This is a genomic window from Paraburkholderia ultramafica, assembly GCF_902859915.1.
GTDB classification, from domain to species: domain Bacteria; phylum Pseudomonadota; class Gammaproteobacteria; order Burkholderiales; family Burkholderiaceae; genus Paraburkholderia; species Paraburkholderia ultramafica.
In genome coordinates, this window is sequence record NZ_CADIKK010000019.1 from 60,050 (window position 1) to 73,357 (window position 13,308).

Below are 13,308 nucleotides of genomic sequence, written 5' to 3' on the forward strand. Positions count from 1 at the left end.
TGAGCGGAGGGGAGAACCGAGTTCATCGGTCTGGTAGCCGTACAGCGCCAGAGAGGAAGGCTCAATCGGTTCTCAAGCTGGAGCTTATTCGAGTCAGGGCCTCGCTCAGGAAGGCAGAAGAGACGAACAGGGAATGGGAGGCTCTGTTGCATATCGTTCGAGACCTTATGTTTGACCCAGCGCTCGTGGCGCTGCTAGCCGCTCAATCGTTTACGACAATGCCGAAACTTCTTTGTCAGCAACTGGAGGGACTGAGCCATGGTGAAAGCAAAAACCACAAGGTTCATACACCGCGCCCGTGAGCCAGCGGCAACAGGCCCGGAGCCGCAACTGCTTTGCGAACAGGCGTCAACTCTCTTCGCTGGACAGGTGTTGCCGAAGCGAGCTATCGAGGCGCTTGCGAGGATGGCTCCAGACCGCCAGATAGAGGCGGCGGAAGTGATGGTAGCGGACAACAACCTTACGGGTGATTTTGCACGAGCCCTTCTGGCGGCCACACTCGCCGTCGACCGGACGGACGACGCGCGCGGTCGCCAGTCCCATCCGGATAACGTGCGGCGCCTCGCGCACATGGAAGAGAAACTGGTTCGGTTGCATCGGACGTTAGATAAGGTGCAGCATGACCGCTCCGTAAACCTGGCCAATCTGGCACTGGCAGCGGCTTGGGTACGAGGCTGGATGAGTAACAAAGTGGTCGCCGGATGGCTTGGCCAGCACTACCCGGACCACGCTGTCGTACTAACACAGGTGGTCCGCGATGCCGAGCGTTCCACCACCCCCGGCCGCCCTATGAAGCTTCCTTATGACCGCCCGGTCTCTGCGACTGAATGCCGGAAGAAGCGCAGGAAATAGCTGACATCATTCGGGTCGTGGCCAGTCAATCGCGACCGGTACCTATGAGCCATGTCCGACAATGCTCGTGTATTTCCTCGACCATTGCCGAGCGAAAATCGAGGCGAAAACCCTTTTCAAGTACGCCGCGTGAACTTTGGTAAGCCTCTTGCCACGCAAACACGTGCGGCGACTCGGGCAATTAGACATGGCGAGCATTCTGCCTGTAGACAAGGATGCGGAGACGTTGGCCGCCTGGAGCGTCTGCCGCCCACCTGGCGGTGCTGAAAGCGGGAGAGCGAGCGAAAGATAGTGAGCTTTCGCGGTGTTCATTAAATCCTCTGTCGACGTAATGATTGCATTGGCGCGCGAAGGCTCCGCTGGTGTGTCGACAGCGTGGATAGACTTGAAATTTTGATTCTCCGCAGGGTAGATTTTGAGCCATCAATTCACACGGCTAGCAAGGTCGGGGGGCATGACAAGTGCAACAAATCAGAAATGCGCAATCGATGTCTGTAACCGCATACGCGACAGCGACATTGGGGGCATGAACGACGCACAAAAATAGTTTTTGACGTCCCACGGAATGCCGGTGGGTTAAGCGCTTGGGACCCTAACTCAAAAAACCCGACGAAGCGGCGATGTTTCTTGACTTGTGCTCCTACCGGCCTATCACTAATAACCGCGCGCAAACCAGGAGACGGACATGCAGCAGGCAGTTAGTTCGTCGCCCTCTCTCGCTGGCAATTTTGCTGCGCAGTATGTACGCATGTCTACGGACTATCAGGAGTACTCCACCGAAAACCAGAGGCTGGCCATCGCAGAATTTGCGGAGAGGCAAGGAATAACCATTGTTGCGACGTACGAAGATGCCGGTAAAAGCGGCATTACTCTGAAAGGCCGCCCGGCTCTACGACAATTGCTCCAGGACGTTCAGGCACCCAACCACTCCTTCAGTCTCGTACTGGTCTATGACGTGAGTCGATGGGGACGTTTCCAGGACGTAGACGAATGTGCGCATTACGAGTACTTATGCAGGCAGGCAGGTGTTCAGGTCGTGTACTGCGCAGAGCAGTTCTCTTGGGATGGCAGTGCCACAGCAGCATTGATGAAGACGATTAAGCGGACGATGGCGGGTGAATACAGCCGTGAGCTATCCCGGAAAGTTTTTAGCGGCCAATGCCGGCTTGCCGAACGAGGTTTCTGGCAAGGGGCGGCCCCGGGCTTCGGACTACAGCGGGTGTTAATCGCCTCGAATGGAGTCGTCAAGGGCCCCTTACGCAACAGGGAATGCAAAAGTATCCAGACAGACAGGGTTATCTTGACGCCCGGTGACGAACGCGAAGTGGCGCTCGTTCGCCGAATCTATGACTGGTACATTTACCAGAGAGTCGGGTGCAAGAGGATTGCAGACAGGCTGAATGTATTCGGCATCTGTAATGGACGTGGTCACCCGTGGAACCCTCAGCAGATTACAGACATTCTCAGTAGCGAAAAGTATGCTGGGACTAATATCTATGCCAGAACATCCAAGAAGCTCAATGCTAGCTGGCACAGGAACTCATCTTCCGAGTGGACCCGAGCTGTAGGCGTCTTTCCGGCTCTTGTCGACCGCCCGACATTTGACGCAGCGGAAAGGATTCGAACCAATAGGACACAGTACCTTAGCGACGCTGAGGTTCTCAAAAAATTGCGCGATTTTTTGTCATCCGCTGAAGTAGTCAGCGCGAAGGCTATCGACAGTGCGCCCGGGATGCCTGCTGGAAAAACGTATTCTCGGCGGTTTGGTTGCATGAAGAATGCGTACGCGCTCGTTGGCTATGAGCAAGGATACCGTGGCGCTGAGCTTGAGATTTTTCGAGCCTCCCGGGCGGCCCTTCAGGGATGCATTGAGAAGACCACCTCTGACCTGATAGCTCGCGGCCACCGTGTGGACATCTCGCAGGACGAGACAACCATCCGGGTGAATGACGAGCTCGTCATCAGATTCGCCGTTCACCTGATTCTCCGCTACGACCGCAGGGGCCCGCGCTGGAGGGTTCGTTGGCCGACATATTCCTCGCCCGACCTTTTGGTGATATTAAGACTTGATTCCGCTTTCCGAGTCCCTGTCGACTTATATGTTTTCCCAAGGGGTAGTTTGACACCTGGTTGCGAATATTCGCTCTCCATCCGCAGTGGAAGCAGCGGCCCGTTCGAAGTGTTTCGATACCCCGACGAGAGTATTCTGCTTGATTTGTCTGCGAGAACTTGCCTGGAGGCATTCGATGGAAGCCAATCTGCTATCTCCAATTAAAGATATCCAGGTGGACCAGATTCGGGTGCTCAACCCCCGAACCCGCAGCAAGCGACAGAGGCAGGCGTTGATGGAGAACATTGCGGCAGTTGGATTGAAGAAGCCGATTACCGTGAGCCGTAAAACGTCGGCTGATGAGACGTCGATTTTCGACCTCGTTTGTGGCCAAGGTCGACTCGAGGCTGTGCAGGCCCTCGGCTATCGCACCATTCCAGCGAATGTTGTTGAGAAAGCCGAAGACGAGTGCCTCATCATGAGCCTCGTTGAAAATATTGCCCGGCGAAACCACTCGGCTCTTGAGCTACTCAGAGACATCCAGAGCCTGCGTAAAGAAGGCTACACCGACAGCATCGTGGCAGAGAAAGTCGGCCTCTCTGTCGCTTATCTGGAACACTTGATGTTCCTGCTTGACCGAGGCGAAGAGAGGCTCATCGCGGCTGTCGAAGCGGGGACGATACCGATTGGCATCGCTGTCCACATTGCCCGTGCCAATGACGCAGACGTTCAGTCTGCGTTGGCCGATGCATACGAGGAAGGAACGTTAAGGGGGCCACAACTCGCCGTGGTGCGCAGGTTATTGAACCGTCGCATCAAGTCTGGAGGGAAAGCGTTGCCGGTCTGCAAGGGACCCGCCGGCACTCGCTCGCGTGAACTGGCTCCGGACCAGCTGCGTAGGCTATATATGCGGGAAAGCGAGCGACAGAGAGTGCTCGCGAAGAGGGTTGAACTCGTACACGCACGTCTACTATTTATCGTTCACGCGCTCCGTGAACTGATGCGCGAAAGTGAATTCATCCATCTGCTCGAACAGGAGGGACTTACTACGCTGCCCCGTGTTCTCGACCAGCGTATCCGTGGCGAGGGAAAATCATGGTTGAGCTGAAACTACACCCGTTGAAAACGACCTTCGAAAGCCAGCCGGTCCTCTTGCAACTTAACTTGTTGGAGTCGTCGAGAGCACTTCCGAAAACCGCCGCCTCGGGGAAAAAATTCTTGCAGGTTCTCGCCTCTATCGCGGCGGTTGGCCTTGTCGAGCCCCTGATTGTGACTCGTATCAGAGACAACAAGAACGTATTCCGCATTCTCGATGGCAGATTGCGGGTCGAAGCGCTGCGCCGCCTGGGTTTGAACGAAGCCTTGTGCATCGTCGCGACGGATGATGAAGCCTACACCTACAACAAATACATCAGCCGGCTGACCTCAGCCCAGGACGCGCGCATGATTGCCAAAGCCATCGAACATGGGGTGCCGCGCGAGCGGATTGCCTTGGTGCTGGGTATCGAGGTCGATACGGTCAGGCGTCGGGCAAGCTTGCTTGATGGCATTTCACCGGAGGCGGCTGCATTGCTTGCAGACAAGGCCTGTCCTGCAACAACCTTCAAGGCCTTGAAGCTACTGAAGCCTCTCAGGCAGATTGCAGCTGTCGAACTTATGTGCGGTCAGGGCAACTTTACTTCCGCATTTGCGCGCGCAATTGTCGCGGCGACCCCGCCTGAGCAACTCGAACAGGGTTCCGACCGAAAAACTGGTGACGAAGTTGCCGACCAGCTGATGAAACTGGAGCAGGAGCTCGCCACGCTTCAGACTACTGTGGCCCAGACCGACGAGCGGTATGGCATCGAGCATCTTCATCTGACAGTGTCAGCGGCTTACGTTGCAAAACTTCTCGACAATGAGTGCGTGAGTCGTTGGCTGAGCGAACAGCATCCCGATTTCTCGGCGCAATTCAAAACCATCAGCAATGACGTACGCGTCGCGCGTGCAAAATCAAAATCCAGCGAGCCGAGGTCCAAGAGTTTCCGCAGAGTTGACGGAAATGCTATCGGCCGGTAATGGGTCGAAGGGCGTGCTTGAATGGCCGCTAGCAAAAGTCTCTGCTTGCGGTAATCAAGCCACCAAGCAAATGGGACATGTTCACGAGTCGCTGTGCGACCAGATGTCGAACGTCGCCCTGACATTGCCACGTCCCGTACACGGCAAGCAAAGATGTCCCTAGCGTTTCCTTCCGCTGCTTCTCGAGAAGGCTGGGCCAGACGATGACGTTCACGTTGCCAATCTCGTCTTCGAGCGTCACAAACATCACACCTTTTGCTGTGCCAGGGCGCTGACGTACGGTCACAGGCCCGCACCCACGAGCCAGGCGGCCATCGCGATAGATGCGCAGTGTCGAGGCTGGCATCAGGCGGTTCTCGAGCAGTTGTGGCCGAAGCAACTCCAAAGGATGTCGGCCTAAAGTCAATCCGATGGACCTGTAGTCTGCAACGATGTCATTCGCCCGTCAGCTTTCCCTTTACGCCAAGCGTAACGCCGAAAGTTCGTAGGCCGGCGCGCAAGCTTGAGTGCTGGATAAAACTCATTAAATTCGACTTCGCCCGAACTGCCAAGTGCTAGTCGAAACACACTCGGCTTGTTACTTTCGCCCAATCGAGATAACGCCGTGCGAAATCACGGGGGCACTTGCAATCACTTCCTTCGACCATGTGAGCTCCTAAACTTCGCACTTTAAGCGTCTGCCAATGCCACCTTCTCTTCGGCGCGTTCGCGGTAGAAGCCTTCCAACAGCGGCGCCACGACTTCAGGGGCGATTGAACTGCCCCACGGACACTCGACTCCTCAGGCATTGCGGTTGGGGTCGGACCGGCATCCGGCCATACACGCCCCGTTCCCTCCATCCCAGCGCTGAAGTATGCTCATAATTGCGCGCCGCGTCGCATCGTGGCGTCGCGACGAAACAGGAGCATGTCATGAAGCCCTTCCCGGCAACGGCGCGCGCCGGTAGCGCCGTTGCACTGCTTGCGCTGTCCGGCTGCTACTACTTCGGCCCCGGCTACTATCCATACGGATACTATCCCGCCGTTCCTACTGTCGCTACCCAGCACGAAGTCCCTGCGAAAGGCTACAGCTTGTCGAACGGCGCCGACGCCCAGAACATCCCGCCCGCATCGCCGAGTGAACCCGCGTATGTCTCTCCGGCGCCCATGTACGTCGCGCCCGCCTACTACCCTGCGTACTATCCCCCCTACCCGTGGTATGGCTGGCCCGGCTGGTGGGGGCCGTCGGTGTCGTTCAGCTTCGGCTACTGGGGTGGTGGACATGGCCACTGGGGCGGTCATGGCGGGCACGGAGGCGGGCATGGCCATTGAACCGCCGAGGTTCGACAATCGAGCTGCGTAACCGCGTCCAGTTCGCCGCCGCTGATTTCATGCCTCGGTTAAAAGAGACTTGGCCTGAACAAGAAGAGCGTGCGACGCGGCGAACTCATTGCGTCCAGCCATGGTGAGGGCGGCATGGCCCGTGCGTGCAAACAACTCGTCGTTTGATGTTGCAACCACATGCGAAGCGGTGCCAATCTGGTCGTACCGACGAAAGAGTTCGAGCATCCGGAGCGCGTCTACCCGCAGGTCCTGCGGACCGGCCGTGGCAAGAATTTGCGCCGCTGCTGCTAGTTGTCGCGTGACCAGCAGGAATTCAGAACGGTCCATGGCACTTCCCTCATAAGATGCCGTCGCCGGCTGTCCGAAGCGTCCGGGGATGGGTTTCCGATTTTGGAACTGGCGAAGATGCGACGCTTCGATTGCGCGTCCGCGTCCGCGCGTGTGCCGCACAGTCACACGGGCTTGCGCGATATGAACGCCGCCGCGTCGCAGCAGTGGTAGTCATTCAGTCCGTCAACCGGCGATAAGCGCTCAAATGGCGTATAAGACCCTGCTGGTCGCCACGCGTCTCGAGCAGGATTGCCAGATTGTGATGTGCGTCGGCATACGACGGGTCAAGCTCGATACAGCGTTTATAACTGCGCTCAGCCCATTTCGAGCAGCTTCGATGAAAGGAGGTCGAGGTCCGCGTCGAACCTGCTGGAAAGGTGCTTTTCCGACATGTTCGTTTCTCCCAAAAAACGCCCCGTAACCTCATTGTCGTTGCCCGCCGCGTCCGTTTCACGGAGGGCCATTCGGTCATTCCGGCCCCAGAGGGTCCCCCAATCAAAGTCCCACATCACCACGCCCGGGAAAACCGTATATACCGTATTATCGTACGCTTCGTGGTCGATGCTCACAACAACAAATGTTGCGGGTCGCCGGAAGTACCATAACTGGGTGCATACGGAAATATCAACGGCGCTCTGTTCTCTTCGCGCTCTGATGTACGTAGCCATGGCGGCGTTCGCTGAGCGGACCAGACTTCGCCTTTCCAGTGGTCGCGCCTTCGTATTTGCATACGGACACTTGCGCGAAATTACGCCAGCTGTCACGGAGTGTTCAGGTACCGGTACCGTTGCGATGCTTATCGCCGCTGCACCTGATTCCGGCCCGCCCGTTTCGCTGCGTAAAGTGCGCGGTCCGCGCGCGACAATGCACTGCGCGCATCGTCGGAAGGCAGCACCTCGCACACCCCGGCAGAAAACGCGTAGCGAATTCTCCGTCCCGCGCTTGTCCAGACTGTACGTCCAGAGACCTCACGGCGCAGTCGCTCGACGGCGGCCGACGCTTCGTCCAGCGATGCACCTGGAAGAACGATGAGTAACTCGTCGCCGCCAATGCGGCCAACAATATCCGACCGCCGTACGGCACCAAGGGTGGTCTGCGCAAAGTCCCGCAAAATGTCATCGCCCGCGAGATGGCCATGATGGTCGTTAATCTGCTTGTAACGGTCAAGGTCAAGTAGCGCAATGGAAAGTGGCGCTGTCCGAATCGACGCTGAGATTGCGGCGTCGAAGAGAGCGAGCGCGTAACGTCGGTTGGCGAGTCCGGTTACGGCGAGCGCCGCCTGTCCATCCCCGGCGGCGGTGAGCACAAGGTATCCTTCCTGCTCCGTCAGCGCGATTCACCTCTGGTAGAGGTCGCGGCACGGCCCGCCATATCGAACGTCGAGTGATGACTCGTCCTTGAAAAAGAGTCGCTTTAGAACTCCGGAATCCTGGACTTTCTGAACGGCGTCCCGCTTCACGAAGACGCCTGGACGTTCATCGGGCAGAACCAGTTGCATCAGCGGACCGTACTTTTGCATGGCGTTAAAAAGCTGGGTTCCAGTGAAGGTTCCATCACACCCAGCCAGTAAGCCAGGGCCGCGCAGGGATTTCGGGAGTCGCGTGCGAGAAAGCGCAACGTCTTGCGGATGGCGAGGCGGGATGCAGGTTCGATATGCGGCGCATCGCACATACGGGTCTCCGGTTGGTTGCCTGTACGTTTTGCGAAATGGACCGCATAACCGCCCATTCATCGCGACGAGGCGAGCGTCGGCTTGCTACAGCGGCTTGATGTTGGCAGCCTGCTTGCCCTTCGGCCCCTGCTTCACTTCGAAGCTGACCTTCTGATTCTCCTGCAATGATTTGAAGCCGCTGCCCTGAACCTCAGAGAAGTGGGCGAACAGGTCTTCTCCGCCGTCGTCCGGCGTGATAAAGCCGAAACCCTTCGCGTCGTTAAACCACTTTACTGTTCCGGTTGCCATGTTTATTCCACAAAAGTTTAGTGTTGCATTCTCGTTTGCTGCCTTTCACCGCGCGACGAAAGGAAGAGTCTTACCACGCTGACACTGATTCTGCGCGTCCCAGTGGTCGCTAATGTACCGCGACTGGTCTTGTATTGAGCCATCAATGTGCGTGCCGCAAAGCGGCTTGCATCCCGTCGCCGCCTTGGCGCAAACGCAGGCCCTGACTCCTGGCGGCCTGCGCGGACCACCCGTCCCAAAAGGCCTCAACCCATGTGAAGCCCACCGTTGAGCGAAAAATCAGCACCGGTCGAGAAGCCGGATTCATTGCCGGCAAGCCACGCAACAATTGACGCAATTTCCGATGCCTCACCAAGACGGCGCACCGGAATGCCCTGAATGATTGCGTCCAGCACTTCGGGACGCACGGCACGGACCATATCAGTCCCGATGTATCCGGGAGAAACCGTATTCACCGTGATGCCCTTTGTCGCTACTTCCTGCGCGAGCGACATTGTAAAGCCGTGAATGCCTGCCTTCGCGGTGGCGTAGTTCGTCTGGCCGAACTGTCCTTTCTGCCCGTTCACGGATGAGATGTTGATGATTCGCCCCCATCCTTTGCTGACCATCCCCTCGATGACCTGCTTGGTGACGTTGAAGAGGCTCGTCAGGTTCGTATCAATCACATCGTTCCAGTTCTCCCTCGACATCTTGCGAAACGTGCCATCCCGCGTGATGCCGGCGTTATTCACCAGCACGTCAACTTCTCCGACGTCCTTTTTCACCTTGGCAAACGCAGCCTCCGTAGAGTCCCAGTCGCCGACATTCCCTTCGGATGCGGTGAAAGAAAATCCGAGCGCCTCCTGCTCCTTCAGCCATCGTTCGCGCCGGGGAGAGTTGGGCCCACAACCGGCGACGACCGTGAATCCGTCCTTGAACAATCGCTGACAGATTTCTGTCCCAATTCCACCCATACCACCGGTCACATACGCGATTCGCTTTGACATGTTCTTCCCTCGGTTGCTGTTGCGGTTAAGGATTGAAATTTATGGTTCGCATGCATGCGGCTTACGCTGCTTCGCGCGTCTTGGCCTTTCGTGAGTCCACGCTTTTCCGCTTCCGGGCGGCGGGTTGGCGAGCAGACACAGGTCCGGGTGACGCGCTGGTTACCTCCTCGGGCAAACGGCCGCGCTCAATAAAGTGCTGGAGCACTTTGGCCGCCGCCGGCTTCCCGCGCAACTCCAGTCTTCCGAGAAGGGCATGCGCAAATGTCTTCAGGTCGTCGCGTCCGTGCGAGGCCTCGAACTCCAGAATGCTTTCCCTGACCGCCGCGAGCATGCTTTCCTCGTACAGCGTGCTCGCGATATGCGAGGCGCCTCGCGCCAACTCCACCTCGTAATTATTCAGGCGCGGTGCTTCGTCGAACGTCCCGTTTCGTTTAGCTGGCTTCACATTGATATCCCCGGCTTCTGTGCAATAACACCTGATGTGCCGTATCAGAAATGCGTACGGCGGCATCACTGCGAGCGCGATGCCGACCGAGCTGCGAACATCAGAACGTATGGGCATCTACGGGAGAGAAACTCCCTTGGCCCACGTTTCCCGCGAAATGCCAATCAGGCAGCCTGCGGCTGCCCTGTGCAAAGCCAATGAACATCGAGATGGAGGACAGTGGCGAGACGCATGCAAGCGCTCAGCGGCGGGACGGTGATTCCGCGTCGCCAATATTGCACGTCATATTCACTCACGCCCAGCCACTTCGCTGCGCGTGTCGAACTGATGCCGGCCCGCTTCAATGCCCTGTCGAGGCGTGCGGCCAAGGCGCGCCTCAGGCGGTCATTCCCGGCACTACGCTCGAGATGACCGATACTTTGAGTATGTGGATTCATCTTGACTAACGTCTCTCAGATATATTTTTATGCCATTCAGCACCGGCTCTCTTCCGCTGCCGGTCAAACTTGCCTGCCCGTCATGACGCCCTCATGACGTCATGCGCAACTCGCGGTCGCGCTGCATCGCAGCCGGACTGGCGGATAGTTGCTGGCTCGACTATCCCTTCGCCAGTATGCCGGTGTCAAACAGAAAATATTTTTTCGAAAATCGTTGCGGCACATCAAGCCTGCGCCCGAGGTTATCCGGTAACTAACTGTCGAGCAGGACGGGCTCTCATCGTCCAATTCCGCCGTTTCATAGCCACCCCGGTCGACGAACCGTGACGCTTTTGTGGCGCCGCACACATCTGAGTAAAAGGTCATCAATATCATCCTGAGGAACCCAAATGTTCTACGGGTATTTCCCTGGTGCTCGCTCTCCTCCAATGCCAACGGTGCGTTTGCCCACATTCCCATACGTCGCCCGGCGCTGCCGCCGAACCTGTAGTTGACATTCGGGCAACCCTTCATAGAATGGGACATTGCTGCATCGCACAAACCGTTCGTACTTCGTGGCCCGTCGCGTGCGATTTCAGTCATCTGACTTTTTGACTTTGGCCACCTCACCTCTATGGAGTTAATGATGAGCAGTATTCCCCCGGAACAACTCGTCGCTGCGCAGAAAGCCGGTGTTGACACAGCATTTGGCATCCTGACCAAATCATTTGACGCCGTCGAAAAGCTGGTCGAGTTGAACGTGCAAGCGGTCAAATCAGGCCTCGCCGAAAATCAGGAAATCCTGGTCAAGGCGTTTTCGGCCGGAGCGCCGCAGGAGTTTTTCGCACAACAGGCAAACCAGGCTCAACCCGCCATAGAAAAGGCACAGTCATACTGGCGCCACGTTTACGAAATTATCTCCAGCACTCAAGCCGAATTCGCCGCCGTCGCCGAAGCACAAATCAAGCAGTTCCAGCACGATGCACAGGCATTTGTCGACAGCGTCGCAAAGAACGCGCCGGCAGGAAGCGAAAACGCCGTGGCTGCGTGGAAGAACTTCATCACCACGGCAAGCGAGACGGCGAACACGACGTATGAAGCTGCGAGGAAGGCCGCAAAGCAGGCGGTCGAGACTGCGGAGAGCAATATCAGCGCGGCGGCTTCGACCTCGGCCAAGCGGACTCGACAGCTTGCAGCGCCGGTCGAAACCAGTGAGAAGTAATAGCGTTCCGTCGTAGCTCACTGCTTTCAAATTGTTCAAGCGACCACCCCGCCCGCTTTGCTTGCGGGCTGGCAGCCTGTGGCGCCCGGAGGCGCCCTGTGCGCCTCGCACGCCGTCACGAAACCCGTCTCCAGAGCCAGAAATTTTCAGGCGACGTTGCGCAGGTCGCGTGCCAGAGTTTCGTTTGATTTCGTCCGGTATCCATCACGCGAAGCGACCACATTCTTCGAGGCCGCAGGTACATCGAGGCTCGTGTCACAGGGCAACGCCGAGCCGGCGGTAACGAGACTGGAGGAGGAGTGGATGAACACGGCAGAAAGGTCCCTGCGTTCGCTGGTTGAAAAATGGCTCACACCAACTGCAACGATGCCGATTCGGGTAACCCGATTCAGTTGCACTGGCACGAGCCGGCGGCGTTACGTTCGCGTGGAGGCACAGCGACCGGAAGGTTCGGTTGGTCTTTTTTTCTTCCGGCACGATGACGGCACATGGCAGGTGTTCCCGCCCGAGACCCATGGGCCAAGAGTATGTGCTAGCGCCAGCGCCGTGTGATTGGGTCATCGCAGCAGCCTGTTTGCTGTATTGCCTGATTTCAAATCCCGACCTATCTGTTTTATTTTTCATATCAGTAAAGTTGGGCGCGACCGTTTTTTTCGGACACACGCCGGAAAGCAGAAGCCGGTAAATCAGAGCGCACGCAATGACCTTCATCGACAAAAACCCGACGGGCATAAGTCCCTATACTTTCCGTAATATCGACCCCGCGATTGGCCATCTTGAGCAGGTGCTGGGCGCGGAAGGAGCGGATTCGCTGTTCTCCAGAACTTACTGGCGCGGGCGAGTGCTTCAGGCACTTGCGACGCAGGGACTTTCACCGAACCAACAACAGCGACTGCAGAGATTGTTGGAAAGCATCGATGCATTCCCCGCCTGAAATATCCGTTTCCAGTTCGGAACAGTCGATAGGTTAGGCCAAATCGGCAGAGGGGCTCGCCCATCCTGGCGGAACTCGCCTCATCGATAGCCGCTTCGGAGTTCCCATTGCACCACGCCATCGAAGTCGCGAGTTGGTTGCAGATGCAACTACAAGGGAAGAAAGTCTCAGGCTATCGTGTCGGGACAGGCGTCGCTGCGAACCATCCTGACTGCACTGCGCCCGCTACCCTATGGGTTGCGGTGACGCTTCCGCTTAACGAAAGGGCTCGACGGCGGTCACCCCCCCGGGGGCCGTCTGATTTATTATTGACCAGGCATGCCAGCGGGTGCTCTCGGCGCTAACCCTGCATTTTGGCCAATAAGGAATCCATACAAGCATGGACAACACTTTCACCGCGGAACCCTGCGTTTCTTCAGACGGAAAAGTGGTTGCTTTCGTTGCATCTGTTCGCAACCAGTCGGTGCAATGTTCAATCACCCGGGACGCGCTCGAACGGCATTTCTGGTTACCGGCCGGCGCCAACCAGGCGCGCGTCTTGAAAGCGTTCGCCGACGGACACCAGCGTATAACGGCAGCCGTCGAAAGAAGAATGCTCAAGAAAACCGGCGCCCCGATAGTACTGTCGGCAGCAGACTTCGCGGACCGATAACGCGGCTCCTGCGGCGACCATCTGTGACGTCCCGCACCGATTAGATTGGACGCATCTTTTAGAATCGGTGCATTGCGTGCT

14 protein-coding genes and 2 pseudogenes are annotated in these 13,308 nt (G+C 57.3%); 8 read left to right on the forward strand and 8 right to left on the reverse strand.

Annotation, left to right across the window (positions count from 1 at the left end):
- Positions 1–258: 258 nt before the first annotated feature.
- From HV744_RS20675 to HV744_RS20690, 4 genes are all read left to right on the forward strand, one after another.
- Positions 259–852, forward strand: coding sequence for a plasmid partitioning protein RepB C-terminal domain-containing protein (locus tag HV744_RS20675; protein WP_175151280.1), 594 nt, complete (start codon positions 259–261; stop codon positions 850–852).
- Positions 853–1,537: 685 nt separating this feature from the next.
- The gene (locus HV744_RS20680) at positions 1,538–3,127 is read left to right on the forward strand and encodes a recombinase family protein (protein WP_175151281.1); all 1,590 of its coding nucleotides are present in this window, start codon (positions 1,538–1,540) and stop codon (positions 3,125–3,127) included.
- On the forward strand, positions 3,099–4,010 hold the full coding sequence (locus HV744_RS20685) for a ParB/RepB/Spo0J family partition protein (RefSeq protein ID WP_175151282.1): 912 nt from the start codon (positions 3,099–3,101) through the stop codon (positions 4,008–4,010). The genes HV744_RS20680 and HV744_RS20685 overlap by 29 nt, the downstream gene beginning before the upstream one ends.
- The gene (locus HV744_RS20690) at positions 3,998–4,960 is read left to right on the forward strand and encodes a plasmid partitioning protein RepB C-terminal domain-containing protein (protein WP_175151283.1); all 963 of its coding nucleotides are present in this window, start codon (positions 3,998–4,000) and stop codon (positions 4,958–4,960) included. The genes HV744_RS20685 and HV744_RS20690 overlap by 13 nt, the downstream gene beginning before the upstream one ends.
- Before the next feature lie 28 nt (positions 4,961–4,988).
- Here the strand turns inward: HV744_RS20690 and HV744_RS37450 are convergent.
- Positions 4,989–5,402 (reverse strand): annotated as a pseudogene (locus HV744_RS37450) (error-prone DNA polymerase); the annotation flags it as partial.
- A gap of 469 nt (positions 5,403–5,871) precedes the next feature.
- Between HV744_RS37450 and HV744_RS20695 the strand changes: the two are divergent.
- Positions 5,872–6,270, forward strand: a complete 399-nt coding sequence (locus tag HV744_RS20695) for a hypothetical protein (protein WP_175151284.1) — start codon at positions 5,872–5,874, stop codon at positions 6,268–6,270.
- Between the two features lie 57 nt (positions 6,271–6,327).
- Here the strand turns inward: HV744_RS20695 and HV744_RS20700 are convergent, their stop codons facing one another.
- The 7 genes and pseudogenes from HV744_RS20700 to HV744_RS20730 form a co-directional block, all read right to left on the reverse strand.
- A complete protein-coding gene (locus HV744_RS20700) occupies positions 6,328–6,609 on the reverse strand; it encodes a hypothetical protein (RefSeq protein ID WP_175151285.1) in 282 nt (93 codons plus the stop codon).
- Between the two features lie 178 nt (positions 6,610–6,787).
- Positions 6,788–6,931, reverse strand: a pseudogene (locus HV744_RS20705) (tetratricopeptide repeat protein); the annotation flags it as partial.
- On the reverse strand, positions 6,927–7,280 hold the full coding sequence (locus HV744_RS20710) for a hypothetical protein (protein WP_175151235.1): 354 nt from the start codon (positions 7,278–7,280) through the stop codon (positions 6,927–6,929). The gene HV744_RS20710 and the pseudogene HV744_RS20705, both read right to left, overlap by 5 nt.
- Before the next feature lie 128 nt (positions 7,281–7,408).
- Positions 7,409–7,918: a GGDEF domain-containing protein gene (locus tag HV744_RS20715; RefSeq protein WP_175151286.1), complete on the reverse strand. Its 510-nt coding sequence runs from the start codon at positions 7,916–7,918 to the stop codon at positions 7,409–7,411.
- Between the two features lie 450 nt (positions 7,919–8,368).
- Positions 8,369–8,572, reverse strand: a complete 204-nt coding sequence (locus HV744_RS20720) for a cold-shock protein (RefSeq protein ID WP_137333051.1) — start codon at positions 8,570–8,572, stop codon at positions 8,369–8,371.
- Positions 8,573–8,817: 245 nt separating this feature from the next.
- Entirely contained in the window at positions 8,818–9,558 is a 741-nt protein-coding gene (locus tag HV744_RS20725) for a 3-ketoacyl-ACP reductase (RefSeq protein ID WP_175151287.1), read from the reverse strand.
- Between the two features lie 61 nt (positions 9,559–9,619).
- Positions 9,620–10,120, reverse strand: coding sequence for a hypothetical protein (locus tag HV744_RS20730; RefSeq protein WP_217469144.1), 501 nt, complete (start codon positions 10,118–10,120; stop codon positions 9,620–9,622).
- A gap of 945 nt (positions 10,121–11,065) precedes the next feature.
- On the opposite strand from HV744_RS20730, the gene phaP reads away from it, so the two are divergent.
- The 3 genes from phaP (at position 11,066) to HV744_RS20745 (ending at position 13,227) form a co-directional block, all read left to right on the forward strand.
- Complete coding sequence (gene phaP / locus HV744_RS20735; protein WP_175151350.1) at positions 11,066–11,641, forward strand: TIGR01841 family phasin; 576 nt, start codon at positions 11,066–11,068, stop codon at positions 11,639–11,641.
- 700 nt (positions 11,642–12,341) lie between these two features.
- On the forward strand, positions 12,342–12,575 hold the full coding sequence (locus HV744_RS20740) for a hypothetical protein (RefSeq protein ID WP_175151289.1): 234 nt from the start codon (positions 12,342–12,344) through the stop codon (positions 12,573–12,575).
- Positions 12,576–12,954: 379 nt separating this feature from the next.
- On the forward strand, positions 12,955–13,227 hold the full coding sequence (locus HV744_RS20745; RefSeq protein ID WP_175151290.1) for a DUF1488 family protein: 273 nt from the start codon (positions 12,955–12,957) through the stop codon (positions 13,225–13,227).
- Positions 13,228–13,308: the final 81 nt, after the last annotated feature.

Excerpts from the sequence above, each read along its gene's own strand:
- HV744_RS20675 (WP_175151280.1), top strand. The coding sequence starts at position 259 with ATGGTGAAAGCAAAAACCACAAGGTTCATACACCGCGCCCGTGAGCCA.
- HV744_RS20680 (WP_175151281.1), top strand. The coding sequence starts at position 1,538 with ATGCAGCAGGCAGTTAGTTCGTCGCCCTCTCTCGCTGGCAATTTTGCT.
- HV744_RS20685 (WP_175151282.1), top strand. The coding sequence starts at position 3,099 with ATGGAAGCCAATCTGCTATCTCCAATTAAAGATATCCAGGTGGACCAG.
- HV744_RS20690 (WP_175151283.1), top strand. The coding sequence starts at position 3,998 with ATGGTTGAGCTGAAACTACACCCGTTGAAAACGACCTTCGAAAGCCAG.
- HV744_RS20695 (WP_175151284.1), top strand. The coding sequence starts at position 5,872 with ATGAAGCCCTTCCCGGCAACGGCGCGCGCCGGTAGCGCCGTTGCACTG.
- HV744_RS20700 (WP_175151285.1), bottom strand. The coding sequence starts at position 6,609 with ATGGACCGTTCTGAATTCCTGCTGGTCACGCGACAACTAGCAGCAGCG.
- HV744_RS20710 (WP_175151235.1), bottom strand. The coding sequence starts at position 7,280 with ATGGCTACGTACATCAGAGCGCGAAGAGAACAGAGCGCCGTTGATATT.
- HV744_RS20720 (WP_137333051.1), bottom strand. The coding sequence starts at position 8,572 with ATGGCAACCGGAACAGTAAAGTGGTTTAACGACGCGAAGGGTTTCGGC.
- HV744_RS20725 (WP_175151287.1), bottom strand. The coding sequence starts at position 9,558 with ATGTCAAAGCGAATCGCGTATGTGACCGGTGGTATGGGTGGAATTGGG.
- HV744_RS20730 (WP_217469144.1), bottom strand. The coding sequence starts at position 10,120 with ATGCCCATACGTTCTGATGTTCGCAGCTCGGTCGGCATCGCGCTCGCA.
- phaP (WP_175151350.1), top strand. The coding sequence starts at position 11,066 with ATGAGCAGTATTCCCCCGGAACAACTCGTCGCTGCGCAGAAAGCCGGT.
- HV744_RS20740 (WP_175151289.1), top strand. The coding sequence starts at position 12,342 with ATGACCTTCATCGACAAAAACCCGACGGGCATAAGTCCCTATACTTTC.
- HV744_RS20745 (WP_175151290.1), top strand. The coding sequence starts at position 12,955 with ATGGACAACACTTTCACCGCGGAACCCTGCGTTTCTTCAGACGGAAAA.